The sequence below is a fragment of the Arthrobacter sp. NPDC058097 genome (assembly GCF_042884885.1).
In the GTDB taxonomy this organism is placed as follows: Bacteria; Actinomycetota; Actinomycetes; order Actinomycetales; family Micrococcaceae; genus Arthrobacter.
Window position 1 is genome coordinate 330,417 of sequence record NZ_JBHVSZ010000001.1, and the last position, 25,468, is coordinate 355,884.

General features: G+C 66.9%; 25 protein-coding genes. 12 read left to right on the plus strand and 13 right to left on the minus strand.

Annotated features, from left to right (window positions below; all coding sequences use genetic code 11):
* Window positions 1–22 precede the first annotated feature (22 nt).
* Window positions 23–220, plus strand: coding sequence for a hypothetical protein (locus ACFVTE_RS01580; protein WP_387095904.1), 198 nt, complete (start codon window positions 23–25; stop codon window positions 218–220).
* 80 nt (window positions 221–300) lie between these two features.
* Here the strand turns inward: ACFVTE_RS01580 and ACFVTE_RS01585 are convergent, their stop codons facing one another.
* From ACFVTE_RS01585 to ACFVTE_RS01600, 4 genes are read right to left on the minus strand one after another with little or no spacing between them, the layout of a single operon-like run.
* Window positions 301–966, minus strand: a complete 666-nt coding sequence (locus ACFVTE_RS01585; RefSeq protein WP_387095906.1) for an SIS domain-containing protein — start codon at window positions 964–966, stop codon at window positions 301–303.
* A 54-nt stretch (window positions 967–1,020) separates the two neighbouring features.
* Complete coding sequence (locus ACFVTE_RS01590; RefSeq protein WP_387095909.1) at window positions 1,021–1,332, minus strand: AzlD domain-containing protein; 312 nt, start codon at window positions 1,330–1,332, stop codon at window positions 1,021–1,023.
* Entirely contained in the window at window positions 1,329–2,093 is a 765-nt protein-coding gene (locus tag ACFVTE_RS01595; RefSeq protein ID WP_387095912.1) for an AzlC family ABC transporter permease, read from the minus strand. Before ACFVTE_RS01595 ends, ACFVTE_RS01590 begins: the two co-directional genes overlap by 4 nt.
* A 12-nt stretch (window positions 2,094–2,105) precedes the next feature.
* Window positions 2,106–3,032: a glycerophosphodiester phosphodiesterase gene (locus ACFVTE_RS01600; RefSeq protein WP_387095915.1), complete on the minus strand. Its 927-nt coding sequence runs from the start codon at window positions 3,030–3,032 to the stop codon at window positions 2,106–2,108.
* Between the two features lie 50 nt (window positions 3,033–3,082).
* Between ACFVTE_RS01600 and ACFVTE_RS01605 the strand changes: the two genes are divergently transcribed.
* Window positions 3,083–4,456, plus strand: a complete 1,374-nt coding sequence (locus ACFVTE_RS01605) for a DUF445 domain-containing protein (protein WP_387095917.1) — start codon at window positions 3,083–3,085, stop codon at window positions 4,454–4,456.
* Window positions 4,457–4,531: 75 nt separating this feature from the next.
* On the opposite strand, the gene ACFVTE_RS01610 is transcribed toward ACFVTE_RS01605, so the two are convergent.
* From ACFVTE_RS01610 to ACFVTE_RS01620, 3 genes are all read right to left on the minus strand, one after another.
* Entirely contained in the window at window positions 4,532–5,281 is a 750-nt protein-coding gene (locus tag ACFVTE_RS01610; protein WP_387095920.1) for a LamB/YcsF family protein, read from the minus strand.
* Window positions 5,265–6,044, minus strand: coding sequence for a hypothetical protein (locus ACFVTE_RS01615; protein WP_387097115.1), 780 nt, complete (start codon window positions 6,042–6,044; stop codon window positions 5,265–5,267). The genes ACFVTE_RS01610 and ACFVTE_RS01615 overlap by 17 nt, the downstream gene beginning before the upstream one ends.
* Before the next feature lie 101 nt (window positions 6,045–6,145).
* Complete coding sequence (locus tag ACFVTE_RS01620; RefSeq protein ID WP_387095922.1) at window positions 6,146–6,736, minus strand: hypothetical protein; 591 nt, start codon at window positions 6,734–6,736, stop codon at window positions 6,146–6,148.
* Window positions 6,737–6,797: 61 nt separating this feature from the next.
* On the opposite strand from ACFVTE_RS01620, the gene ACFVTE_RS01625 reads away from it, so the two are divergent.
* The gene (locus ACFVTE_RS01625) at window positions 6,798–8,108 is read left to right on the plus strand and encodes an MFS transporter (RefSeq protein ID WP_387095925.1); all 1,311 of its coding nucleotides are present in this window, start codon (window positions 6,798–6,800) and stop codon (window positions 8,106–8,108) included.
* A 23-nt stretch (window positions 8,109–8,131) separates the two neighbouring features.
* On the opposite strand, the gene ACFVTE_RS01630 is transcribed toward ACFVTE_RS01625, so the two are convergent.
* From ACFVTE_RS01630 to ACFVTE_RS01640, 3 genes are all read right to left on the minus strand, one after another.
* Window positions 8,132–10,498, minus strand: coding sequence for a glycoside hydrolase family 65 protein (locus ACFVTE_RS01630; protein ID WP_387095928.1), 2,367 nt, complete (start codon window positions 10,496–10,498; stop codon window positions 8,132–8,134).
* A gap of 102 nt (window positions 10,499–10,600) precedes the next feature.
* Complete coding sequence (locus tag ACFVTE_RS01635; RefSeq protein ID WP_387095931.1) at window positions 10,601–11,347, minus strand: HAD family hydrolase; 747 nt, start codon at window positions 11,345–11,347, stop codon at window positions 10,601–10,603.
* Window positions 11,348–11,987: 640 nt separating this feature from the next.
* Window positions 11,988–12,605: an alpha/beta hydrolase gene (locus ACFVTE_RS01640; protein WP_387095934.1), complete on the minus strand. Its 618-nt coding sequence runs from the start codon at window positions 12,603–12,605 to the stop codon at window positions 11,988–11,990.
* A gap of 168 nt (window positions 12,606–12,773) precedes the next feature.
* Between ACFVTE_RS01640 and ACFVTE_RS01645 the strand changes: the two genes are divergently transcribed.
* The 7 genes from ACFVTE_RS01645 to ACFVTE_RS01675 all read left to right on the plus strand — a co-directional run bounded on the left by ACFVTE_RS01645 (window position 12,774) and on the right by ACFVTE_RS01675 (window position 18,524).
* The gene (locus ACFVTE_RS01645) at window positions 12,774–13,031 is read left to right on the plus strand and encodes a DUF6458 family protein (protein WP_387095937.1); all 258 of its coding nucleotides are present in this window, start codon (window positions 12,774–12,776) and stop codon (window positions 13,029–13,031) included.
* Between the two features lie 243 nt (window positions 13,032–13,274).
* Entirely contained in the window at window positions 13,275–14,081 is an 807-nt protein-coding gene (locus ACFVTE_RS01650) for a DeoR/GlpR family DNA-binding transcription regulator (RefSeq protein ID WP_387095940.1), read from the plus strand.
* Window positions 14,078–15,076, plus strand: coding sequence for a 1-phosphofructokinase family hexose kinase (locus ACFVTE_RS01655; protein ID WP_387095943.1), 999 nt, complete (start codon window positions 14,078–14,080; stop codon window positions 15,074–15,076). Before ACFVTE_RS01650 ends, ACFVTE_RS01655 begins: the two co-directional genes overlap by 4 nt.
* Window positions 15,077–15,078: 2 nt before the next feature.
* Complete coding sequence (locus tag ACFVTE_RS01660) at window positions 15,079–17,130, plus strand: fructose-specific PTS transporter subunit EIIC (protein ID WP_387095946.1); 2,052 nt, start codon at window positions 15,079–15,081, stop codon at window positions 17,128–17,130.
* Between the two features lie 50 nt (window positions 17,131–17,180).
* Window positions 17,181–17,459, plus strand: coding sequence for an HPr family phosphocarrier protein (locus ACFVTE_RS01665; protein ID WP_314193380.1), 279 nt, complete (start codon window positions 17,181–17,183; stop codon window positions 17,457–17,459).
* Window positions 17,460–17,698: 239 nt separating this feature from the next.
* Window positions 17,699–18,178 (plus strand): SRPBCC family protein, encoded by a 480-nt coding sequence (locus ACFVTE_RS01670; protein ID WP_387095949.1) that lies wholly within the window; start codon window positions 17,699–17,701, stop codon window positions 18,176–18,178.
* Between the two features lie 79 nt (window positions 18,179–18,257).
* Window positions 18,258–18,524 (plus strand): Rho termination factor N-terminal domain-containing protein, encoded by a 267-nt coding sequence (locus tag ACFVTE_RS01675; protein ID WP_387095952.1) that lies wholly within the window; start codon window positions 18,258–18,260, stop codon window positions 18,522–18,524.
* Window positions 18,525–18,564: 40 nt separating this feature from the next.
* On the opposite strand, the gene ACFVTE_RS01680 is transcribed toward ACFVTE_RS01675, so the two are convergent.
* Entirely contained in the window at window positions 18,565–19,746 is a 1,182-nt protein-coding gene (locus tag ACFVTE_RS01680) for a Ku protein (protein ID WP_387095955.1), read from the minus strand.
* Between the two features lie 40 nt (window positions 19,747–19,786).
* Here ACFVTE_RS01680 and ACFVTE_RS01685 point away from each other — a divergent pair, with 40 nt between their 5' ends.
* Entirely contained in the window at window positions 19,787–22,348 is a 2,562-nt protein-coding gene (locus tag ACFVTE_RS01685; RefSeq protein ID WP_387095958.1) for an ATP-dependent DNA ligase, read from the plus strand.
* Between the two features lie 60 nt (window positions 22,349–22,408).
* Here the strand turns inward: ACFVTE_RS01685 and ACFVTE_RS01690 are convergent, their stop codons facing one another.
* Window positions 22,409–22,669: a hypothetical protein gene (locus ACFVTE_RS01690; protein WP_387095961.1), complete on the minus strand. Its 261-nt coding sequence runs from the start codon at window positions 22,667–22,669 to the stop codon at window positions 22,409–22,411.
* A gap of 185 nt (window positions 22,670–22,854) precedes the next feature.
* Window positions 22,855–23,361, minus strand: a complete 507-nt coding sequence (locus ACFVTE_RS01695) for a DUF2231 domain-containing protein (RefSeq protein ID WP_387095964.1) — start codon at window positions 23,359–23,361, stop codon at window positions 22,855–22,857.
* A 413-nt stretch (window positions 23,362–23,774) separates the two neighbouring features.
* Here ACFVTE_RS01695 and ACFVTE_RS01700 point away from each other — a divergent pair, with 413 nt between their 5' ends.
* Window positions 23,775–25,403 (plus strand): MFS transporter, encoded by a 1,629-nt coding sequence (locus tag ACFVTE_RS01700; RefSeq protein ID WP_387095967.1) that lies wholly within the window; start codon window positions 23,775–23,777, stop codon window positions 25,401–25,403.
* The last annotated feature ends 65 nt before the right edge of the window (window positions 25,404–25,468 follow it).

The window sequence follows — 25,468 nt, forward strand, 5'->3', positions numbered from 1 at the left end:
CCGCTCACAGCTAGCACACTTCATGAAACATTCAACGGATCCCGAAACCACAATAACCGCGGCCTCCACCGATGAGCTCAGCATCATCGTGGACGCGCTGTACCGGAACCTCGATACACCGACCCCGGTGTTTGGTGCCCAGGACTGGTACGACCTGGCCACGGAAGAGCTCGCACGGCGGGCCGAGGCGGTTTCCCCGGACGCCTACGGCGCTGCGTAGATCCAGCCGCCTAACCCTCTCCCCTACGAAGGTCTAACCGCGCCAGTTAGCGCAGCGCCGGCAGATAGGCGCTGCGCGCCTCACCTGCGCGGCTCCGGCCTCTCGGACAGGGCGTGCAGGGCCGACGCCAGGCATTCACTCATGGCTTGGAGGGCGATCAGTTGCGCTTCCCGCACCTGGGGTTTGGGCGAGTTGATGCAGATCGCTTCGTCGGCAGCCTGGGCCAGCGGGTTGGGGGCTGCCCCGGTGACAGCCCAGACGGTGGCGCCGGCTGCCCGGGCTGCCGCCGTCGCCTCCAGCAGGGCATGCCGGTGCCCGCTGGCGGAGACCACCAGCAGTACATCTCCGGAACGGATATGGGCGTGCACCTGGCTGGCGACCTCGCCCGCGTGCCCCTGCGCAATTTCGATGGCACTGACGGGGGCAGCCCCTGCTGACACCCCCGGCCGCAGGGCGATGACGGAAAACGGCTGGCGCTCACCCGCGTGGCGTCCCAGCAGCTCCGCGGTGAATTGCTGCACCTCCGCCGCCGAACCGGCACTTCCGGCTGTAACCAGGCGGTTGCCCGACAGCAGGCGGCGGGCCAGCTCCTCACCCCAGCCAGCCAATCGCGAGGACTCATTCCGCAGCGAGGCTACCGCAGGCCCTACCTGCCGCAGGTGCTCGAGGACGATGTCCACCGGCGCTTTGATTTCGAACGGCGCGTCCGTGGCGCGTGAACGTGACAGTCTGCTGACGGCCTTCATTTTTTACCACTCCTCTTCATTCGAGGATACAACGAGTGTGACCGACATCACTCGTCAGTTCCAGCCGGCCAGCCGGAGCAGGGCAGCGGCTCCGGCCCCCGCCAGCACAACCACCAGGAAGGGCGCCCGAAGGAACAGGGCTGCAGCAGCCGCAGCCAAGGCGCCCAGCCGGGCATCAAGAACCAGGGCCTGCCCGCTGGCCAGAGTGTTGACGATCGTCAGCGACGCCAGCAACCCGATGGTCATGGTTCCGGCCATCCGGGAGATCCTGGGGTTCTGCAGCAGGCTTGCCGGGAGAAGGTAGCCCACCAGCTTCCATGCGTAGGCGAAGAGGCAGGACAGCAGCAACCACCCCCACAGACTCACTTGGCACCTCCGGGGCCCGGGTGGTGGCTGGGGTGCCACTCCGTGTAGGGGTCGATATCCGGTTCCAGCCCTTCGTCCTGGCGCCCGTGGCTGAACCAGCCAATCACCCCGGCCACCACGGCGGCGATGAGGATGGGGACGCCGGCGGGGACGAACGGCACGGCCAGCACGGTTGCCAGCGCGCAGACGACGGCGATCGCCACAGGTTCCCTGCCCTTCAGCCGCGGCCAGAGCAGGCCAAGGAAAGCCGCGACGGCTGCGCCGTCAAGCCCCCACTGTTTAGGGTCACCCAGCGCACCTCCGGCCAGGGCACCCACTGCGGTGAAGATGTTCCAGAGCACGAAGATCCCGACGCCCGCGGCCCAGAAGCCCCTTTGTTGCTCGTCAGGATCCGACTGTCCGGTGCTTGTGGCCGTAGATTCGTCGATGGTCACATGGGCGGCGGCGTACCGGCGCCACCCCGTCGGCCGGAGCAGCACGTTGAGCTGCATGCCGTAGATCCCGTTGCGCATTCCCAGCAGGGTGGCGGCCCCCATGGCTGCGAGACCCGAGCCGCCGCCGGCAACCACCCCGATGAACGCGAACTGCGAGCCGCCGCTGAAAAGCAGCAGGCTCAGTGCCATGGTCTGCCAGAAGTCCAGGCCCGAGGTCACAGACAGCGCACCGAAGGACACTCCGTAAAGGCCTGTGGCAACGCTGATGGACAGGCCAACACGGACCGCAGGGGAACGCAGGAGTTTCGGGGGCCAAATGATGGGCATGCCACCACTCAATCACAGCGGCGGCAGTGCCTGGGTGGCTGAGCTTGCGGCAAGGGCCGGCTGCTGGAGCTGGGCCAGGACCCGCGCCGGCCGGTTGGTGGTGATTTCCTGGATGCCCAGCGCCCGGCACAGGGCCACGTCGTCCTCTTCGTCCACCGTCCAGACCCGGAACCGGCGGCCGGAATCCAGCCAGCGCCGCACAGTGCCGGCGTGCCTGCGGACATAGTCGATGCCGGGCCCGGCAAGAGCCACTTCGCCGTCGTTGAGAATCCGTTCACCCTCCAGCTGCGCGGCCTTCATCACGTTGGCCACGGCACTGCCCGTGAATGGCCCCAGCCCCAGTTCCTCGCGGATGCCGGTGACGTTCACGTCGTCCACGAGCTGGCAGATGAAATCCCCCGGGACGGCTTTGCGAAGGTGCCTGACCGAGTCGGGGCTGAAGCTCATGAAGGTCACCCGGATGTTGCCCAGCCTGGATGTCGCGGCGTCCCAGCCTTCCGCGCGCAGCACCTCCAGCACCCTGTCCTCCAGCTTCAGCTGATAGGGGCTGGGATGCTTCAGCTCGATGGCCAGCCCGATCTCCCGGCCGGCAGCCCGCAGCAGGTCCAGCAGGTCCGGCAGGGTCAGGAACTGCTCGGACCTGGGCCCGAAGGCCTCGGGGATCCGGACGCCTTTCCAGGATGAGAAATCCAGCAGCCGCAGCTGGTCAATGGTCCGTTCGGCCACGGGACCTGTGCCGTCCGAGGTCCGGTCCAGGTTCGAATCGTGCAGCAGGACAACGTGCTGGTCGCGGGTCAGGTGCACATCGCATTCCACGCCATCAGCGCCGTCGGCGAGCGCCCGGAGATAGGCGGCACGGGTGTGCTCGGCGAAATCCGCGCTGGCACCACGGTGGGCGTAGACCAGGGGACGGGTTGGGGCTGACTCGTCGGCTGTCATGGTCACACGTTAGCCGACCGCGGCCGCCAAAGCGGGGCTAGGCTTGGCACATGCAGGTGAACTCTGAGCCAACCACCCAGCAAGATCCGACGGAGGAGCGAAGGCTCCGGGAAAGCCCCAAGCCGAACGGCGGACTTGGCGGCCGCGCTCCGGCGCGTCCCGCCGTCGTACGTGACTTCACGGCGGGCGACGCCGAAAAGGCGGCAGCGCTGCGGAAGATGAAACTGGTGGCCCTCTGCCTGCTGATTGCCATGGCGGTGGTGTTCGTCGTGGCCTTCGCGCTGCAGAAGCAGTATCCGTGGCTGGAGTACGTCCGGGCCGCGGCGGAAGGCGGCATGGTGGGCGCCCTGGCCGACTGGTTCGCGGTGACGGCCCTGTTCCGCTACCCCATGGGGCTGAAAATCCCGCACACGGCCATCATTCCGCGCCGCAAGGACCAGATTGGGGCGTCCCTGGGCGAGTTCGTGGAGACCAACTTCCTCTCCGAGCAGGTTGTGCAGGACAAGCTGGCCAGCATCAATATCTCCGGCAAGGTGGGCAGCTGGCTGTCGGGGCCGGGCGGCGCCGAGCGCGTGGCCAAGGAGGGTGCCGCCGTCATCCGGGGCACGTTCAAAGTGCTGAACGACGACGACGTCCAGGCAGTCATCGAGGGCATGGTCCGCAAGCACCTCCTGGCTCCGCCGTGGGGACCGCCCGTGGGACGCATGGCCGAGCGGATCTTCGCCGACGGGCACCACCACAAACTGGTCGACCTCCTCGTGGACCGCGCCGCGGACTGGGTGGCCGCCAACCATCAGACGGTCAGCCGGCTCGTCACTGAGCGGTCCCCGCAGTGGGTACCCAGCTTCGTGGACGGCCTCGTGGGAGACAAGGTCTACATCGAACTGCTGAAATTCACCCGTGCTGTCCAGGACGACCAGCAGCACCAGGTCCGGCTGTCCATCGACAAGTACCTGACGGACCTGGCCCAGGACCTGCAGCACGATCCCGCCATGATCGCCCGCGCGGAAGGCATCAAGGCGCAGGTGCTGGGCGACCCTGAGGTCCGGGAACTGGCCTCCCGCACCTGGGCCACCATCAAGGGCGCCCTGCTCACCGCCGTCGACGACCCGGACAGCGAGCTGACGGTCAAGTTCAAGGCAGCCGTCCGCGATTTCGGCAGCCGCCTGGTCAACGACGAAGAGCTCGCGGGCAAGGTCAACGCCTGGATCGGAGATGCCGCCGGCTACCTGGTCCGCACCTACCGGTCGGACATCGCCGGGGTGATCACGGATACCGTGGCCCGCTGGGATGCCGAGGAAACATCGCAGAAGATCGAGCTTCAGGTGGGCAAGGACCTGCAGTTCATCCGGATCAACGGCACAGTGGTGGGGTCCCTCGCCGGGCTCGCGATCTTCACGGTGGCCCACCTGACGTTCGGCTGAGCGGGCTGGGCCCTGCCTTGCGGGGCTCTCGAACGGGGCCGGCTCCTGCTGGCCGGCAGCGCCCTCAGGCCGGGCTTAGGCGAACGAGGCCACTTCCACTCCGGCCTCCTCCAGGCCCGCACGGACAGCGGCGGCCATGTCTACAGCGCCAGGGGTGTCGCCGTGGATGCACAGGGAATCCGGGTCCACCCGGACCACGGTCCCGTCCACTGCCACCACCTCGCCCTTGAGCGCCAGGCGCACTGCCCGCTCAACGATCGGTCCGACGTCGTGCAGCACGGCACCTTCCTGCGAGCGCGGTACCAGCGTGCCGTCCGGCAGGTAGGCGCGGTCCACGAAAGCCTCACGGAAGACGGGATGCCCGGCGTCCTCGGCCTGCTTCAGGAGCTCGGATCCGGGAAGCCCCAGGATGGGCATGCCGGGATCGTAGGCCTGGATGGCTGCCACCAGCGCGGACGCCTGCTCGGCGTCGTGGAATGTCCGGTTGTAGAGGGCGCCGTGCGGCTTGACGTAGACCACCGAGGCTCCGACGGCGTGCGCCACTCCGTCGAGGGCCCCGAGCTGGTACAGCACGTCCCCGAACAGCTCGTCGAAGGACATGTCCAGCGAGCGGCGGCCGAAGCCCGCGAGGTCACGGTAGCCAACGTGCGCGCCGACCCTGACGTCCAGTTCATAGGCGGCGCGGCAACTGTCCAGCATCGTCACGGGGTCTCCGGCATGGAAGCCGCAGGCCACGTTGGCGCTCGTAATGAGCTGAAACATGGCGGCGTCATCACCCATGGTCCAGGAGCCGAAGGACTCCCCGAGGTCAGCGTTCAGATCCACCCGTATCACCTTCCGTGAGTTCGCCCGGCACCGTGTCCGGCATCGGCCCAAAGGCCTCCCTCGCGTTTACGACGACGGCCCGGCCCATCATGAGGTTACCGGCACCGCCCACCACGGCCCCAATGCCGAACGGCAGCGCACGTCCGAACAGGGCGGTTCCCTGCCGCCTGAGCAGGTTCCGCAGGAAGGCCTTCTGGATGCGCTCCCGGATGAAACCGAACCCGGAGGACGACATCCGGCCCGTCAGCACATTTCCCCAGGCCTGGCTGGCACCCTTGCCCTTGCCCATCGCCTGGCCGCTGAGCGAACCAAGCAGTGCGGTCCCCTCCTCGCCGAGCATCACGGCCATCACGAGGGTGCTGGCCTTCTCCGGGTCCGTCATCCGGATCCCGTGGAGTTCGGCCAGCGAGGTGGCGTAGAGGGCTGTCGCCTCGAGGAAGCCAACCGTGGCGGCGGCGGAGAGGCCCAGCGACGCCACCGTGCCGACCCCGGGTACGACGGCGGTAGCCCCGACCAGCGCCCCCCCGCCTGTCACGGCCCGGAGATAGTCGCGTTCAAGGATGTCGGCGAGCTGGGCGGCGGATGCGCGGGGGTTGCGGCGCTGGAGCCGACGGATGTAGGCCAACACCAGCGGACGCTGGATCTCCACGGCCCGCAGCAGCACGTTGTGGACGCCGGGTTTGGGATTGCCGTGGGCGTCGAACACGGCGTTGTGGGCTGTTTCCTGCGCGATTCTCATCGCGGGGTTGCGTCGCTTGGCCATCATCACCTCTACCTCGGAACAACCGGCGGCCGGAGACCGCCGTCTAGCCTTAACACTAGGCCACACCCCAACATACCAAGCATGCTGATCACCGGGGGCTGTCACAGCGCCCAGGACTCACCCACCGCCATGTATGCGGACGAGGAAGGCCCGCGGGGACCCGGGTAGACGGTGGGCGCGCCGGGCCATTCGACGCCGAACTCCGAGAGTTTGCCTCCGCTGCACGGATGGTAAACGTTGGTCATCGAGGCGCTGGCGGGCCCCAGCTGGAAGTCGGGCGCGGAGAACTGCCGGCGGTCCAGCACCCCGGAGATTTCGAGCGCGGCCCGCCGCCCGGTGGCCCGGAGCCCGCGCTCAAGGTCCAGTTCGACGTCGAACTCGTCCTGGGTGTGGCTGACCGCGCCGAGCGGGAAGCGCGCAGCCTCCGGAAAGAAGCGCGTCAGTTCGGTGGCGAGGGAGGAGGCAAAGAATTCGTTGGAGCCGTAGCTGCGCCAGCCCTGGAGGGTGGCCACCATGAGGACTTTCCCGGTTCCCCACCGGGACCAGTCAGCAACCCAGAAAGAGGCGAAACAGCTGGCGGGCTCGCCGGGAATATGGACGCCGTTCCGGTCCACCGGGTGCAGGGCAAGGCCAAAGTTTGCGCCGATCAGCGCCACATTGCGCCGCCCCGGCCTGGCCGGTGTGTTCCCCATGGCTAGAGCCTATCCTCCAGGACGCGTTCCACGCGCCGGGGGCTCGGCCTAAGATTGCCGTGTGCCCCTCCCCCGCGCCCTTCGACCCTTTTCCCACCGCGAATACCGCGTGCTGATCGGTGCCCTCGCCATTTCCATCTTCGGATCGGGCATGTGGGCAGTGGCCATGGTCTACCAGGTCATCCACATCGGCGGCGGCCCGCTGGAACTGTCCCTCGTGGCCGCGGCAGGCAGCGTGGGTCTCGTGGCGTTCGTCCTGGCCGGCGGCATCGCAGCGGACCGGGTTCCGCAGCGGCTGCTGATCATCGCGGTCGAGGGGACCAACCTTGCCGTGATCGCAACGGTCAGCGGGCTGGCGATGGCGGGCTGGCTTCAGCTCTGGCACCTGGTGGCCGGCGCGTTCGTCCTTGGCGTCGGTGCGGCGTTCTTCTTCCCGGCGTATTCGGCGATTCTGCCGCGGATCCTGCCGCCGGAGGACCTGCTCGCGGCCAACGGCATGGAAGGAACCCTGCGCCCCACGCTGCAGCAGGCGGCAGGTCCGGCCGTGGCCGGCATCGTCGTGGCAGCCCTCTCGCCGTCGCACGCCGTGACCGGCGTTGCCGTGTGCCACCTGCTGGCGTTCACCGTCCTGAACTTCCTGGGCCAGCACGCCCTCGAGGCTCCTGGCTCCCGCGGGGCGAAGGACGGTACAGCCAGCACACCGGCCAAGACCTCCTTCTTCGCCGACCTCCGCGAGGGCGTCAGCTACACCGTGCGGACGCCGTGGCTCCTCTGGACACTCCTGTGGGCCTGCATTTCGGTGCTGTTCCTGATCGGCCCCATCGAGGTGCTCCTGCCCTTCGTGACCCGGGACCAGCTGGGCGGCGACAGCCGCATGTTCGGTTTCCTGCTGGCCGTCATGGGAGTCGGCAGCGCCGTGGCCTCGCTGGTCACGGCATCCGTCCGGCTCCCGCGCCGCTACCTGACCGTCATGATGGTGTGCTGGGGAGCGGGCACCCTGCCGCTCGCAGCGGTGGGGCTCATGGACAGCTTCTGGCTGCTCGCCCTGGCGCTCTTCATCTTCGGCGCCACAGGCAGTGTGGGCATGGTCATCTGGGGCACCCTGCTGCAGCGGCGTGTGCCGCCGCACCTGCTGGGGCGGGTTTCCAGCCTGGACTTCTTTGTGTCACTGGCGCTGATGCCGGTGTCGATGGCGCTGGCCGGCCCCGCCGCTGCCGTGCTCCCGATCTGGCTGATCTTCCTGATAGCGGGCGGGGTGTGTCCGGTCATGGCGGTGGTGGCCCTGCTGGTGGCCCGCATGTCAGCGGACGAAATCGCCCATCCGCTCGAACGCCAGGGCACCCTGGCCGCCGGGGCCGAGGCCACTACCTAACCGCGCCACCTGGGCCGGCGTCCCTAGTGGGCGCGCACCACCGGGATGCTCGCCGTCGGCGGTCCGCTCGGGAACACGGAGGGCTCGGGGACGTGCACCGGCTCCAGCGGAACCCGCACGGGCTGGGAAGCCACGGTGAACCGGACGCCGCGCACGTCGATGTCCAGCGCGTCGCCGTCGAGGACGGTCAGCGTGATGGCGTCCTGGTCGAGCTCTACCAGGAGCGGGCGGCCCTGCAGCTTCAGGTGGAAGCGCAGACTCTCCCATTCCTCGGGCAGCCGCGGATCAAAGAACGGCACGGGCCCCTGGTCCCGGAGTCCGGCGAAGCCGCACACCAGCGAGCTCCATACTCCGCCGGTGGAGGCAATGTGGACGCCATCGATCGTGTTGCCGTGGGAGTTATCCAGGTCGATGAAAACGGCATTCGTGAAATGCTCCAGGGCAGCCCTGCGGTAGCCCACCTCGGCAGCCATGATCCCCTGGACGCACGCCGAGAGCGTGGAGTCCCCGGTGGTGATGGGATCGTAGAAGTCGAAGGCCCGGCGCTTTTCCTCGGCTGTGAACTCCTGCCACTGCAGGAACATGGCCAGGACGGTGTCCGCCTGCTTCAGCACCTGGTGGCGGTAGATCACCAGCGGATGGAAGTTCAGCAGCAGCGGGTACTTGGAGCGCGGCGTGGTCCAGTCCCACGGCTCCAGGGTCATGAAGTCGTTGTCCTGCGAATACACCTGGAAGGTCTCATCGAAAGGCAGCTGGATCCGCTCCGCGGCCGCCTCCCACAGCTCCCGTTCGGCGTCGTCCACTGCCGGGTGGTCCAGAGCGGCGGCGGCCCGCAGGTTAAACCTGGCCATGACGTTCGTGTAGAGGTTGTCATTCACCACGGCCGTGTACTCGTCCGGCCCGGTGACACCGTGGATATGGAACAGGCCGTCCTTGCCGAAGAAGCCCAGCGAAACCCACATGCGGGCGGTTTCGATCAGCAGGTCGGCGCCCATCCCGGCGCAGAACTCGGAGTCACCGCTGGCCCAGACGTACCTGTTCGTGGCGAAGGCAACGGCGGCGGCAATGTGGAACTGCGCGGTGCCGGCAGCGTAGTAAGCGCTCGCTTCCAGGCCGTTGATGGTGCGCCAGGGGAACAGCGCGCCGTCCACGCTGAGTTCCTTGGCACGGATCTTGGCGTCCGGGAGCATCTCGTGACGGAACTCCAGAACCTGCCGTGCGCCATCGGGGTTTGAATACGTCAGGTACGGCAGGAGGTAAACCTCCTGGTCCCAGAAGTAGTGCCCGTCGTAGCCCGAACCGGTAACACCCTTGGCCGGGATGCCGGCGACGCCCGCCCGGGCCGTGGCCTGCGCGAGCTGGAAGAGGTTCCAGCGGATGGCCTGCTGCAGTTCCGGCTGGCCACCCACCTGGATGTCGGCGCACGCCCAGTAGCTCCGGTAGTGCGCCTCGCTTTCGGCGAAAACGTCGGCAACCGGCTTCAGCCCGGCTTCCGCGGCGTCGGCCGGATCCTCCCCCGCCTGGGTGTCCGCGGCGCCGGGCAGGCCCGTCCGGGCGCCCCGGGCCACGGCGTAGCTGACGCTCTTTTCAAGCCGGAAGGGCTCGTCTGCGGCAATCGCCAGCACATAGCGGACGCTGCTGTCGTCCTGGTCCACGAGAGTATCGAAGGGCTGGTGGCCGGCAGACGTCCAATGGTCGACGGCGATCCCCACCCGCTGCTTGGACTCCGCGGCCTCCCACGAGAGGCGCAGCGAACCGTCGCCGCCCTCCATCCTGAGGGGCAGCAGGACACGGCCTGCGTGCCGGCCCGCCCGGCGCGGGTCGTGCGTGGAGTGGTCCTCCACCGGCTGGTCCTGCCGGTTAATGACGGACGAGGTGACGTCCGCGGAGACTGCCCGGTCGGCCGAAACCTCCAGGGAGATACCCAGGCTGCCGCGCGCCTCGAAGCCGACCGCCCGGCGCTCCACCGTGGTCACCGTGGCGCCTGAACGGCACTGCCAGACGATGCTGCACTCGTAGATGCCGGTGGCGAAATCCACGGACCGCCGGTAGTCCAGCACTGTCGATTCGGCGAGGCTGAGCATTTCGCCGTCGATGATGACCGTGAAGTTGTTGGCATCCGGAATGTAGAGGATGCGCTGGCCCGTGCGGGCGAAACCATAGGCGTTCTCGGCGTGCTTGATGTCCCAGATCTCGTGGAAGCCGTTGATGAAGCTGCCGGGCAGCTCGGCATCGGCTGCGGCCCAGTGGGCACCCCGGACACCGAGGTGTCCGTTGCCGAGGGCAAAGAGCGTCTCAAGCGTCCCGGCGTCGCCGGGTTCGTGGCTCGTCTCCACGAGCTTCCAGGGATCATTGGGGAAGCGGACGCGGTCGGCGGTGATGAGTGCCATGAGTGGCGTTCCTTAGACGGTTGAAAGTGGTGCTGGAGATTCTGTCGGAGCTGGAGGTACCCCGGTTGGCGGCCTGCGAACCGCGGTGCTGGAACCGCGGAACTAGAGAAGTTCCTCGAGGTCGCTGACCACGAGGGTGGCGCCGGCGTCGAGCAGCGTCTGCCGCCCCGCCCCGCGGTCCACGCCGATGACGGAGTGGAAACTGCCGGCCCTGCCCGCCTGCACACCGGATACGGCGTCCTCGACGACGACGCACTGCTCGCTTGGAAGGTCCAGGAGCCGGGCGGCGTACTCGTAGGTGGCGGGGTCCGGCTTGCCGGGCAGCCCTTCCTCAGCGGCCACGACGCCGTCCACGACCACCGGGAAACGGTCCGCCAGCCCTGCCGCGCGCAGCACCGAAGGGGCGTTCCGTGAGGAGGAGACGACGGCGACCTTCAGTCCGCGGTCCAGCGCGGCTTCCAGGAAGCGCACCGAACCCGAATAGGGGTCCACCCCGGCGCTGACGATGTCGTTGAAGATCCGGTTCTTCCGGTTGCCCAGGCCCTGGACGGTGATGTTGTCCGGATCGTCGTCGGCAGGGCCCTCGGGAAGGGTGATGCCGCGGGATGTCAGGAAGTCCCGGACGCCGTCGAACCTCGGCTTGCCGTCGATGTGGTCGAAGTAGTCGCTCTCCCGGTAGCCGTCCTTTTCGGGAACGGTTTCCAGGTAGCCGTCGAACAGCTCCTGCCAGGCGCGCTCGTGGACCACGGCCGTGGGCGTGAGCACACCGTCGAGGTCAAAGAGGATGGCGGCGGCGCCGGTCCAGCTGTTGGGCCGGCTATCAGCGCTGGTATTCAGGGTTTCGGTCATGCTTTGTTCCGTGTCCTTTCGGGGTTCGGACAGCAATATGTTGGGGACTACCAGAAACGTGGTCGCCGGTGACCAAAAGGGTGCGTGCCTGCAGAAGCTGCCGCCCAGGACCTTCGGCTCAGCATCTCAGTACCTTTGGCTCAGCGCGCCGCGGGCGCGATGGTTCCTTGAGGGTGATTCTGCAGTTTGAAGGACGGGCCGGCAGTTTTGCGGACCGGGCGGCGTTGCCCTGGCGGCCTGCGACGGCGCAGCACTTCTTGCGGCCGGTTCGATACCGGCCGGGTTATGTCCGGCGCGTGAATTCGCGCGGTTCCGCCACTTGCACCGCGGCGTTCCGGGCCAGGCAGAATGCGTCGATGCGCGGGCGCACGTTTTTTTGCCTACGTCCATGATGAACGCGCGGGCGGTTCAGGGCAAACCAGCGGAACATCCCCGCGGGACGGGTGGCGCAAGGATGCATGGCGCGGTCCTGCCCTTTCGAACACTCTTGAGTGATGTACTGCAAACTGCCCACCGCCGAGCGGACGCCTGCCGGCCGGGTCCCGGCCGAAGAAGAGTGTAAGCGCTTGCAGATTTACCCTGCAACTGTTTTTATTTCCACCGCCCGATTCCGGGAGGCGCCGCCCCGGCGCAATCCGGGTCAGCCCAGGACGTAGTGCCGCAGGAACGCACTGACGTCCACCATCTCCGCCCTGGACATGGCATGGCCCATTCCGGGATACGTCCGCGCAGTGAGCCGCGTGTGCGTGTTGAGCCATTGCTTCGTATAGGCGATAGCGTCCGCGTTGATCACGAGGTCGGCCTTGTCCCGCCCCCAGAAGAACGGGGGCCGCTCATCCAGGGACTCACTGAGCGCCAGCAGGTCGTTGTCCAGGACGAAGCCGGAGAGCCCCACCACGGCCGGGAAGTCCTGCGGCCGCAGGCGCATGAGCGTGCTTGCCATGGCCATCCCCTGCGAATAGCCCAACAGGCTCACGCTGCTGTGGAGCGTCCTGGCCGAGTCGATCCAGGCGAACACGGAATTCGCGGCCGTGACGACGTCGGCAAAATCGTTGGTCAGGAAATAGTCCAGAAGAAACCAGCCATAGCCGTTCGCGATGGGCATGGGCGCCCGAAGCGCCGCGCAGGTGAATTCCTTGGGCAGATAGTCGAAGAGCTTGACCATCCGGGATTCGTCCGTGCCGTAGCCGTGCATCATCACCAGCAGCGGGGTGCCGGCACGCTCCTCCTCCGGCCTGGACCATACAACCGTCTCCATCCGATCAGCCTAGCGACTCACCAAAAAAGGCGGCCCGCCCCTGACCTGCGGATTTGATTGAAACCCGGGTTAGCGGGATGTAGCCTGACGCTTGACAGCATGCTTAGCAATTGACGAACAACCGCACGGACCACACCGCGAGAAGTACGCGAACGCAAGGAGCAAGTCATGAGAATCGGTTCCGCCATCTTCCTCATCGCCCTGGGTGCCATCCTTGCCTGGGCCGTAACGCCTGGCCTTATCCCCAACGTGGACCTGACCCTGATCGGCTACATCCTGATGGCCGTCGGCGTCATCGGCCTCGTCGCCTCACTTGTCATCGCCGCGCCAGGCAGGAGCCGCCGCGTCAGCGAGACGCGATCCGTCGTGGATCCCAACACCGGCGAGCGGATCACCCGCAACGAAAGCCGCGACAACGGCTTCTAGAGCCGCACGAGATCTGCCGAGCTGCACCAACGGGCAGCAGCAGTGGAACAGCCAGGCATTGCCGGGCCGGACCTTCGGGTCTGGTCCGGCTTTTGGTTTTCTGTGGTTTTTTCGTTGACAAACCAACAAGAACGAAGATAAAGTCAAGTACTTGCAGATTTGTGACAGTGGTCACTGATCGGTGAAGGGCTGAGAAAGGCAGTGCCGACCGCACTGCAGCAGTAACTACGCAATGGAGGGTATGTGTTTGCCGAGGAGCGTCAGCAGCAGATCGCCGGGCTCGTTGCAGCCAGCGGCCGCGCGAGCGTGACCGACCTCGCCGAGCGCTTCCGCATCACCACCGAAACCGTCCGCCGCGACCTCGCCGCCCTGGAATCGGCCGGCTCGGTGCGCCGCGTGCACGGCGGGGCGGTCTCCGCTGACCGCTTCAGCACCACGGAGGAGAGCATCCTCGAGCGGACCATCCAGCGGCAGGCGCAGAAGCTCCGCATCGCAGAGGCCGCCCTGGACTTCCTCCCGAAGGGTCCCCCCAGCAGCATCCTCCTCGACGCCGGTTCCACCACCGAGGTCCTCGCCGACCTCCTGGCCCGCCGCGGCGCCGCTGCTCCGGCCAAGACGGCCGATCCGGCCCAGGAACTCCTTGTCATCACCCACGCGGTCCCCATCGCCGCCAAGCTCGCAAGCACGCCAGGCATTGCCCTGCAGATCCTGGGCGGCCGGGTCCGCGGACTCACGCAGGCAGCGGTGGGCCAGGGCACGGTGGAAGCCGCCGGCAAGCTGCGTCCGGACATCGCCTTTGTGGGGACCAACGGCATCCACGCAAGCTTTGGCCTCAGCACACCAGACCCTGAAGAAGCCGCTGTTAAGGCTGCCTTCGTCCATTCGGCGCGCCGCATAGTGGTGCTGGCCGATTCGTCCAAGCTGGAAGCGGAAACGCTGGTCCAGTTCGCCTCGTTGAAAGATCTGGATACCGTGATCACTGACCGCAAACCCGGTTCCGAACTCGCTGCGGCCCTCGCCGAGGCCGGCGTGGAGGTGGTAGTCGCATGATTGTCACCCTCACGGCCAACCCGAGCCTGGACCGCACGGTGGCACTGCCCGGCCCGCTCGAGCGGGGCGAAGTGCAGCGCGCTGTCTCGGTCCGCCAGGAATCCGGCGGCAAAGGCGTGAACGTCTCCCGCGCCCTCGTGACTTCAGGCCTCGAGACACTTGCGGTGCTGCCCGGCGCCGAATCCGATCCCGTGCTGGCCGGCCTGCGGGAGGAAGGCGTTCCCTTCGCGTCGCTGGACATCCATGAGCCACTGCGCACCAACGTGGCCCTGACGGAGCCGGGCGGCGTGACCACCAAGATCAACGAACCCGGCCCGGCCCTCGCGGACGATGACCAGGAGGCGCTGATCAGCCTGCTCCTGGAACGGTCGCGCGGAGCCAGCTGGGTGGTCCTGGCGGGGTCGCTTCCGCCCGGCGTCCCGGCGGATTTCTACGCCACAGTCACCCGGCGGCTGCGCAACGCCGACGCCGGGGCCGGCGTACCAATGATTGCCGTCGATTCCTCCGGCGCGCCGCTGGCAGCGGCCGTCACAGGCGACGCAACAGAAGCGGTGTCCGGTAAACCGGACCTGCTCAAACCCAATGCCGAGGAGTTGGCGGAACTGGCCGCAGCAGCAGGCTTTTCCTCGGTGAGCACGGCTGAGGAACTCGAAGCGGACCCGTATGCTGCCGCGGCGGCAGCTGCCGCCGTCGTGCGTTCCGGTGTGGGGGCCGTGTTGGCAACGCTCGGTTCAAAGGGCGCTGTCCTCGTGACGGCCGACGGCGCGTGGCTGGCCACGCATCCGCCGGTCACCGCAGTCAGTACGGTCGGCGCCGGTGATTCGTCGCTGGCCGGCTACCTGCTGGCCGCCAGCCAGGGTGCCGCCCCGGCTGACTGCCTCCGCCAGGCGGTGGCGCATGGCGCCGCCGCCGCTTCCCTGCCGGGCTCCACCGTCCCGGCAGTCCACCAAACAACCCCCGACGCCGTAACCATCACGGCCCTCCGGAAGGATTGACAGTGACTCAGCTCATCACCGCGGACCTGGTCGAGCTTGACCAGAACCTGGGCAATTCGCCCGAGGACGTGATCCGGCACCTGGCCGGCCGTGTTGCCGCCAACGGACGTGCGAGCGAAGTCGAAGGCCTCTTCACCGATGCCTTCGCCCGCGAGCAGAAGACGGCCACCGGCGTTCCCGGCGGCATCGCCATCCCGCACTGCCGTTCGGCCGCCGTGACCGAACCCACCCTCGCCATGGCACGCCTCTCCCAGCCTGTGGACTTCGGCGCCAAGGACGGCCCGGCCGACCTCATCTTCTTCATCGCTGCACCGGCCGGCGCCGACCAGGAGCACCTGAAGCTGCTGTCCAAGCTCGCCCGCTCGCTCATCAAGAAGGACTTCACGGGTGCGCTCCGCGCCGCCGCCTCCCGGGAAGAAATCGTGGAGCTCGTGGACAACGCCCTCGCGGACAAGCCGGCTGCCGCGCCTGAAACTGCTGCCGCCCCGGCCACGGCTGCCGCCACTGCCGGCGTAGCCGCCGGCGTTGCTTCCGCCGGCGCCGCTTCGGCTGGACCCCGCCGCCTCGTCGCCGTTACGGCCTGCCCCACCGGCATCGCGCACACCTACATGGCGGCGGACTCGCTCGTGGCCGCAGCCAAGGAAGTGGGCGTGGACCTGCAGGTCGAAACCCAGGGCTCCTCCGGAGCCAAGCCACTGGATCCCGCCGTCATCGCCGCTGCGGACGCAGTGATTTTCGCCGTCGACGTGGACGTGCGCGGCAAGGAGCGCTTCGCCGGCAAGCCGGTCATCAACGCGCCGGTCAAGCGCGGCATCGACGAGCCCGCCAAGATGGTCCAGGAAGCCCTGGACGCGGCGGACAACCCGCACGCCCACCGCGTTCCGCACTACGGTGCCGAGGAGCAGGCCGAGCGCGAAGCCGCCGAAAAGGGCGAGCACATCGGCCAGAAGCTGAAGAGGGCCCTGCTCACCGGCGTTAGCTACATGATTCCGTTCGTGGCCGGCGGCGGCCTGTTGATCGCACTGGGCTTCCTGCTCGCCGGATTCGACATCGCCCTGGGCACCAAGGCCAACGACATCCTGGCCAACAACTCGCTGGTCAACCTTCCCGACGGAAACCTCGCCCTGTACCTCGGCACCGTCTTCTTCAAGATCGGCGCCCTGTCCATGGGCTTCCTGGTTCCTGCCCTCGCCGGCTACATTGCGTACGCAATCGCGGACCGCCCCGGCATTGCACCGGGCTTCGTTGCCGGTGCCGTCTCCGGCTTCATGGGTGCCGGCTTCCTCGGCGGCATCGTCGGCGGCCTGCTCGCCGGCTACATCGCCCACCTGATCGGAACATGGTCGGTGCCGCGCTGGCTCCGCGGCCTGATGCCCGTCGTCATCATTCCGCTGCTCGCCTCCATCGTCGCCTCCGGCGCGATGTTCCTCTTCCTTGGCGGACCGATTGCAGCTATCACCGTCGGACTGAACGCCTGGCTCTCCGGCATGTCCGGCGCTTCGGCCATCGTCCTGGGCATCATCCTCGGCCTCATGATGTGCTTCGACCTCGGCGGCCCTGTCAACAAGGTGGCCTACGCCTTCGCCGTGGCCGGCCTGGGAGCCGGCAGCGCCACCAACCAGGCACCGTGGCAGATCATGGCCACCGTGATGGCGGCCGGCATGGTGCCCCCGCTGGCGATGGCTCTGGCCACCGTCCTGGACAAGAAGCTCTTCAGCCTGGCCGAGCGCGAAAACGGCAAGGCCGCCTGGCTGCTGGGTGCCTCGTTCATCTCCGAGGGCGCCATTCCGTTTGCGGCAGCCGACCCGCTCCGCGTCATCCCCGCCAGCATGATCGGCGGTGCCGTCACCGGCGCGCTCACCATGGCCTTCGGCGTCACGTCACAGGCACCCCACGGCGGCATCTTCGTGTTCTTCGCCATCGGCAACGTGGTGATGTTCATCGTGGCCATCCTGGCCGGCATGGTGGTCGCGGCGCTCATCGTGGTGGCCCTCAAACGCTGGGCTGCCCGCAAGGCCGTTGATACGGTGGAGACCGTCCCTGTAACTGTCTGATCCCGCTGTCCTTCAGCACCCAACCCGCACTGCAATTGCAAGGAGCAGAAATGTCCGAACGTACCGCAACCGTCGCCAGCCGCGTAGGCCTGCACGCCCGTCCTGCCGCCATCTTCGCCGAAGCCGCGGGCGAGTTTGACCTCGACATCACCATCGCCCGCGAAGGGGAGCCGGCCGACGAGGCCATGGACGCAGCCAGCATCCTCTCCCTCATGAGCCTTGGCGCATCCCACGGCGACGTTGTGGTGCTGCGGGCCGAGGGTGATGGCGCGGACGCCGCCCTCGAGCGCCTGGTCCAGATCCTGGAAACGGATCACGACGCCGAATAGGCAGCGAGCGCTTAGTGTCACCTGCGCTTTCACGGCCGGTTTCCGCATCAGCTCCCCTTTGGGGACTGCCGCGGAGGCCGGCCGTCCCCGTCTGCGGGCATCTTCCCTGATCAGGGGCTGTTCCACGTAAGTAAGCAAACTTAGTAGTTTCTTGTTTTTGATTCTGCTCCCCACTAGCTTGGAACTGTGGCCAGCCATTCGAGACCGCCGGAACAGCCGGGCTGAAGGAGGATGACGGGGTGGAAACCTTGCAGGAAAGCGTGGACGTCGAGGTACCGGTCAGCACCGCCTACAACCAGTGGACCCAGTTCGAGTCGTTTCCCCGTTTCATGAAGGGCGTCGAATCCGTCGAGCAGATCGACGAAACCTCCCTCCATTTCCGTACCAGCGTGGCGGGCGTCAAGCGCGAATACGATGCGCAGATCCTGGAGCAGACGCCGGACCGGTGCATCGCCTGGGTCAGCAAGGACAAGCCCCGCCACGCAGGCAGGGTCACGTTCGAGAATCTAGGCGAGGATCTCTGCCGCGTGAACGTGGAACTGGAATGGGAGCCGGAGAGCCTGCTGGAAAGGGCCGGCGCCGCCGCCCACGTTGATGAGCAGCAAGTGTCCTCCGACCTGTTGCGGTTCAAGGAGTTCATCGAGGCCCGGGGTATCGAGACGGGCGCCTGGCGTGCCGCGGTGGACCGGGGCGAAGTGGACAGTCCGGGAGCCCACTGACCCTGATCGTTCATGGCGATCGTTTCATTGCGACCGGTCGTTCACCTAGCGACCGGCAGTTCCGCCACGGAGGTAGCAAATGCCAGAGAAGAAGAACCCCAGCCTGAAGGATCCAAAACTCTACGAAGAGCTCCGCGACGAGGGGGCCTCGAAGCAGAAGGCCGCCCGCGTCTCCAACGCGGCAGCCAGGAAGGGCCGGTCCGAGGTGGGCCACAAGGGCGGCAAGTCCGGCTCCTACGATGACTGGACAGTGGACCAGCTCAAGGCCAAAGCCAAGGAAATCGGCCTCAGAGGGTACTCAGGAAAGAAAAAGAGCGAACTCATTTCCGCGCTCAGGAACTCCTGAGACGGTGCACGCACAGCCGCGCGGCGAGGCGCCCGCCCTGTCAGGCGCCCTTCCGTGCGGTCTTCGCCGTGGACGCGGTCTTCGTGGCGGACTTGGCAGCCGTGCCGGTCTTGGCAGCGGTCCCGGTCTTGGAGGCCGTGCCGGTCTTCGCGGCAGCACCCGTCTTGGCAGCGGTACCGCTCTTGGCAGCAGTGCCCGTCTTCGAAACGGCGGCGGTCTTGCTGCGGGAGCTTGCAGTAGCCCTCTTGGCCGTGCCGCTCCCGGCGGTATCGGCGTCGGAAGCGTCGGCGGCCTTTTTGGCGGCGCTGCTCCGGCTGCTGGTCCTGCCGCCGGCGCTGCTCCTGCCGCCGCCGGTGCTTCCGCCACCGCGCTTGGCGGGCTCGTACGGCTCGTCCTCATCCGACTCGTCTTCGGACGGTTCCTGTACGGCCGCCCCTCCCCCGCGTTTCTTGTCGAGGCTGCGTTTCAGGGCCTCCATCAGGTCGATCACTTCGCCGGTGCCGCCCTCGGCCTCGGCACCGAACGTCTCTTCCGTGTCCAGCGCGTCGCCCTTTTCCAGCTTCGCCTCAATGAGCTGCCGAAGCTGCGCCTGGTAGTCGTCGGTGAACTGCTCGGGCTCGAAGTCCGAGGCCATGGACTCCACCAGCGCGGCGGACATCTCACGTTCCTGCGCGGAGATGCGGATGGACGTGTCCAAGGCCGGAAACGACGCTTCCCGCACTTCGTCCGCCCACAGCAGCGCCTGCAGCATCAGGACGTCGTCGCGGATCCGCAGGGCACCGAGCCGGGTCTTGTCCCGCAGTGCAAACTGCACCACGGCCACGCGCTCGGTGTCCTCCAGGGCCCTGCGCAGCAGCATGTAGGCCTTGGGAGACTTGGAGTCCGGCTCGAGGTAATAGCTCTTCTCGAACATGATGGGGTCGAGCTGTTCGGAGGGGACGAACTGCACCACTTCGATTTCGTGGCTGTTCTCGGCGGGAATGGACTTGAGCTCCTCCTTGGTGAGGATCACCGTCCGGCCGTCGTCCTCGTAGGCCTTCTCAATGTCCGAGTAGTCAACGATCTCGCTGCAGACCTCACAGCGCCGCTGGTAGCGGATCCGGCCGCCGTCGGCATTGTGCACCTGATGGAGGCTGATGTCGTGGTCCTCGGTGGCGCTGTAGACCTTCACCGGGACGTTGACCAGCCCGAACGCGATGGCGCCTTTCCAGATGGCTCTCATGGGACAAGTCAACAGCACACAACGCCGGAGGTGAAGCCCCATGGCCGGCGGTAAGGAACGCGTGCGGGTCGGCGGCCGCGAATTGACGCTCACCAACCTCGACAAGGTGATGTATCCCGCCACCGGCACCACCAAGGCGGATGTCATCGCCTACTACGCCGCTGTGGCCCCGGTGCTGATCCCTGCCGCGAGGAACCGCCCGGCAACCCGCAAGCGGTGGGTGCACGGGGTAGGAACCGAAGGCCATCCCGGCGAGATGTTTTTCCAGAAGAACCTGGACGATTCCGCCCCCGGCTGGGTGCCGCGCGCCGCCATCACGCACAAGACCAACACCAACTACTACCCGCTGGTCAACGATCCGGCCACCCTCACGTGGTTCGCGCAGATCGCTTCGCTGGAAATCCACGTGCCGCAGTGGACGGTGGACTCCCACGGCAGCGCCCTGCCTCCCGACCGGCTGGTCCTGGATCTCGATCCCGGGGAAGGCGCGGGGCTGCCTGAATGCGTGGAGGTGGCCAAACTGGCGCGGACCATTCTGCAGGATGTGGGGCTTGACCCCGTTCCGGTCACCAGCGGCAGCAAGGGGATCCACCTGTACGCGGTCCTGACCGGAACGCAGTCCTCGGATGAGGTGTCGGCTTTCGCGCGTGAGCTGGCCCGGGCGCTGGAGGCCGACCACCCGGACCTCGCCGTCAGTGACATGAAGAAGGCCCTCAGGACGGGAAAGGTCCTGGTGGACTGGAGCCAGAACAACGCCGCGAAGACCACCATCGTTCCCTATTCGCTCCGCGGGCGCCTGCACCCCACCGTGGCGGCTCCGCGGACCTGGCGCGAGCTTAGTTCGCCGTCCCTCAAGCACCTGGACTACGAGGAGGTCATGCGCCGGGTGGCAGCCGGCAAGGACCCCTTCGCCCCGATCAGTGCGGCCACCAACCACCCTGACCCAGCCCACGCAGCCCCCGCGACTCCGAAAGAGACCGGACCGCGGGGCGGCGGGCACGCGGACCCACGCCTGAACAAGTACCGGTCCCTGCGCGACCAGGGCAAGACGCCGGAGCCGTTCACCGCGGAAGAGCACCACGCGGCAAAAACCAACGGCGCTGCGGCGCAGGCTGGCAAGGAGATCTTCGTCATCCAGGAACACCACGCCAGCCGGCTCCACTACGACTTCCGGCTGGAGCACGAGGGCGTGCTTGTTTCCTGGGCGCTGCCCAAGGGTGTGCCGGAATCAGGGGACAAAAACCATCTGGCGGTACAGACCGAGGACCACCCCATGGACTACGCCGATTTTGAGGGCGACATCCCCAAGGGCGAATACGGGGCCGGCAGTGTGAGCATCTGGGACAAAGGCGTTTATGAGCTCGAAAAATGGGTCAACGGCAAGGAAGTCATCGCCACGCTGACGGGCCGTGAGGGCGGCGGGCTGGGCGGCACCAGGAGGTTCGCCCTGATCCACACCGGCAAGGGTCATGGCGAGGAGTCACAGTGGCTCATTCATCTGATGGACAGGGTTCCGGGGGCACGGAAAAGGCCGGCCAGCGCCAGGGAAGGGGCCAGCACCAAGGCAGCGGCTGCCGCCAAAGAACCGGCGGGCCCGGCCCGCACGGCGGCTTCCAGTCAGGCGGCAGCCCGGAAAGAAACGCTCCAGGAGGATCCGGCCCCCATGCTCGCCTCGGCGGGCACCCCGGCGGACCTGCACGGCAGCGACTGGCTCTTCGAACTGAAGTGGGACGGAATCCGCGCGCTGGTGGTGGCGGACGGCGACCGGATCAGGCTCCTGAGCCGCAACGGCAACGATATGTCGGCCAGCTATCCCGAATTCACGGACCGGAGCTGCTGGCCGCCGCAGGACTTCATCGCGGATGGCGAGATTATCGCCGTCGGACCTTCCGGCAGGCCCGACTTTGGGCTCCTGCAGGGAAGGATGAAGCTGACCAAACCGGGCGACGTGAAACGGGCCCGTGCCGCCATCCCGGTACGGATGATGCTCTTTGACCTGCTGGCCGACGGCGGCGACGACTTGCGCAGGCTTTCGCTGCGGAAGCGGCGGGAACGCCTCACAGATTTCTTCGAGCCCGGCGACTGCCCGGTGGAACTGTCGGAGACCCTGGACGACCGGGTGGAACACATCCTGGAAAGCGCCCGCGAGCTGGGCCTGGAAGGCGTGATGGCCAAGCGGGCGGACAGCCGCTACGTGAGCGGGCAGCGGACCCACACGTGGATCAAACTCAAGATCGAGCAGACGCAGGAAGTGGTGGTTGGCGGCTGGCGTCCGGGCAGGGGAGGCAGGTCCAACACCGTGGGCTCCCTGCTGGTGGGCATTCCCGAGGGCAAGACGCTGCGGTATGTAGGTCGCGTGGGAAGTGGCTTCAGCATGCGTGAACTGGAGGAGCTGCGGAAAAAGGTGGAGGGGCTGGCGCGGAAGACGTCACCGTTCGATGACGTTCCCTCGGCGGATGCGGCGGACGCGCGGTGGGTGAACCCTGACCTGGTGGGTGAGGTGACCTTCGGTGAGTGGACCGGAGGCGGCAAACTCCGCCACCCCGTGTGGCGGGGCTGGCGGCTGGACAAGGAACCGGATGAGGTGGTGCGGGAAGCATGAAACCGCCTGGCGACGCCCCCAATATCGGGCGTCGCCAGGCGGTCTCTTAAGGCGAGCTGGTCAGGACGAATGCGGCATCTGCGGGCGGCTGGTCCGGTGGATTGCCGTCACAGCAGCGCCCTGTCCAAGGCGGCCGGGGCTTGCGCCGTGTTCCCTGGGGTGGCGGTGTTTGCCGCTGCCATCAGGCCACTGCTTTGACCCGCCCAGTGCCGAGGTCACGGCCAGGGTCTCGGGAGTGGGCAGCGGCGGCGTGTCCATGGATTCCGCCAGATGTGCAGCGACATCGGGCTTGATGCTGCTTCCGTTGTAGGAGTCGGCCATTTGTTCTTCCTTTCCGCGATGAAATGAAGTGTTTAGCCATTCAGGGCCGTGATCTTCCGGATGCGTTGGCATCACGGGGCAGAACCTGAACAGGCGAAGTTACGCGAAAATCAGTGTTCCCATGGGTCCACCTTAGGCAGAATTATGCCGTCCGGGAAGAGACTTCTTAGGCGCCGGCAGCCGCGTCAGTCGTCGGTCCCGGCCCGGAAGGATCCCTCCCATACCGCCCTGGACCCCGATTCGCCGATCAGTGCCACAGCGGCGACTGCGCCGCCGCAGAGCACCAGGGCGACCGCGACGGCGACGATTGCCGCGATGCGGGATCCGGCGGTGCCCAGTCGCTGCCTCATGCCCGCTGCCTGCGCAGTGCCGTAGCGGAACCACAGCCATTGGGCGAGGGCCACGAGGAACACGCCAACCACCCAGGGCAGGAGCATCCCGGCAAGCTGCATGTGGGCGAGAATCCGCGGGGTGGCGTCAACACGGTCCAGCAGCCACTGCCCGGCCGCCGCAGTGAGCGGCACCAGGACGAGCGCCAACAGTGCAACCAGCGGCGTGACGATCCCCAACCGCCGTCGGGCAGCGGGCCAGAGAAGGCTCAGCAGCGTGCAAAGGGCCGCCAGCGGAACGAAGACCACCGTGGCGTGGACGAGCAACACGTGCATCGGCAGACCGCTGATCTCGTAGTCCATGGCGAACACCCCTGTCTGAAGTTATGAGCGGTCTGGAAGTAGTACTGAACTAACCAATGAGACGAGCCCAGCGGTTGAACGGTTCAATCGGCACCCGTGGATGGCTGCTTGAGACGTCCGGCAGGGCCGCCTTCGGCCCGCCCGGCAGGACCGAATTGGCGCAAAATCGGGCCCGGAAAGCCCTGTTCCAGAAAAAGGTTTGATAACGATCGACTCGGCGGCGGAAAATCCGCAGGATGGCGGGGCCAGATCGGGCAAAACAAATCTGATTTCAGCCCGGTTGGGCCCCGCAAATCGGGCGATCATACGGCACTGAACTCTCGAAATCCATGGAAATCCCGTAAAATTGAAGGCCTGCCCGGAGCGGGGCAGCTATAAGTCGCAAGCAAATGACCTCCACAGGAGTTGCCCAAATGCCCACAGACCGAAGCACGACCGACTCTTCAGCAGGCGCCAGGAACGCCAGCGGAAACGACCAGGCCGCACCCCAGAGTGCGAAGAAACCAAAGCTGCTCGCGCGGCGCCGGCTCAAGGTATCCGACGTTAACGTCGTCGACCAGCCCATGCTCAAGAAGGCCCTCGGCGGCACTATCGTGGGCAACACCATGGAGTGGTACGACGTCGGCGTGTTCGGCTACCTCATCACCACCATGGGGCCTGTGTTCCTGCCGGAAGCGGACAAGAGCGTGCAGACGCTCTTCCTCCTGGGTACGTTCGCTGCCACCTTCATCGCCCGCCCGCTCGGCGGCGTCGTCTTCGGCTGGCTTGGCGACAAGAGTGGCCGCCAGAAGGTCCTCGCGGCCACGCTGATGCTGATGGCGGCGAGCACTTTCGCCGTCGGCCTGCTGCCCGGCTACGCTCAGATCGGCATGTGGGCAGCGGCCCTCCTGGTGGTGCTCAAGCTCGTGCAGGGCTTCTCCACCGGCGGCGAATACGCCGGCGCCACCACCTTCGTGAGCGAGTACTCGCCGGACAAGCGCCGCGGCTTCTTCGCCAGCTTCCTGGACATGGGCAGCTACCTCGGCTTCGCCTTGGGCGCCGCGCTGGTGTCCGTGCTGCAGCTGACGCTGGGCCAGGCCGCCATGGAGGACTGGGGCTGGCGCCTGCCGTTCCTGGTCGCCGGTCCCTTGGGCCTGATCGCGGTGTACTTCAGGAGCAAGATTGAGGAGTCCCCCCAGTTCCAGGCCACCCTGGACGCCCAGGAGGAACTCGCCAAGGATGCTGCCGCCGCTGATGACGCTGCAGCCAAGGGTCCCGTAGGCATCGTCAAGGCCTACTGGCGCTCGATCATCGTGGCCATGATCCTCGTAGCCGCGGCCAACACCGCCGGTTACGCGCTGACGTCCTACATGCCGACGTACCTCACCGAGTCCAAGGGTTACGACCCCGTCCACGGCACGCTGCTCACCATCCCGGTGCTCGTGGTCATGAGCCTCTGCATTCCGCTGACCGGCAAGCTCTCCGACCGCATCGGCCGCCGCCCGGTTCTCTGGATCGGCGCCGTGAGCACAGTGGTGCTGGCCGCCCCGGCCTTTCTGCTGATCGGCATCGGCAGTATCTGGTCCACGCTGGCCGGCCTGTCGCTGATCGCCTTCCCCGTGACGTTCTACGTTGCGAACCTCGCCTCGGCGCTGCCGGCGCAGTTCCCCACGGCCAGCCGCTACGGCGCCATGGGTATTGCCTACAACTTCTCAGTGGCAATCTTCGGCGGCACCACGCCGTTCATCGTCGATGCCCTCATCAACGCCACCGGTAATGACATGATGCCTGCCTACTACCTGATGGCCACCTCGGCTGTTGGTGCCGTGGCCATCTACTTCCTCAAGGAATCCGCCCAGCGCCCGCTGCCCGGCTCCATGCCCAGCGTGGACACCGCGGCGGAGGCCCGTGAACTGGTGGCCACCCAGGACGAGAACCCGCTGATCGACCTCGACGAACTGCCGTTCGAGACCACCGATGAACTCAACAGTGCCTTGGAGAAGGACAGTGACCTGGACACGGAACCCGACGACGAACTGAATAAGGTGCCCGCCCGCACCTGATGCTGCCGCAGCCCGTTTGAGACGGCTGTTGTCTGACGCGACTGAGGGCCCGTCCGCTATTCCCT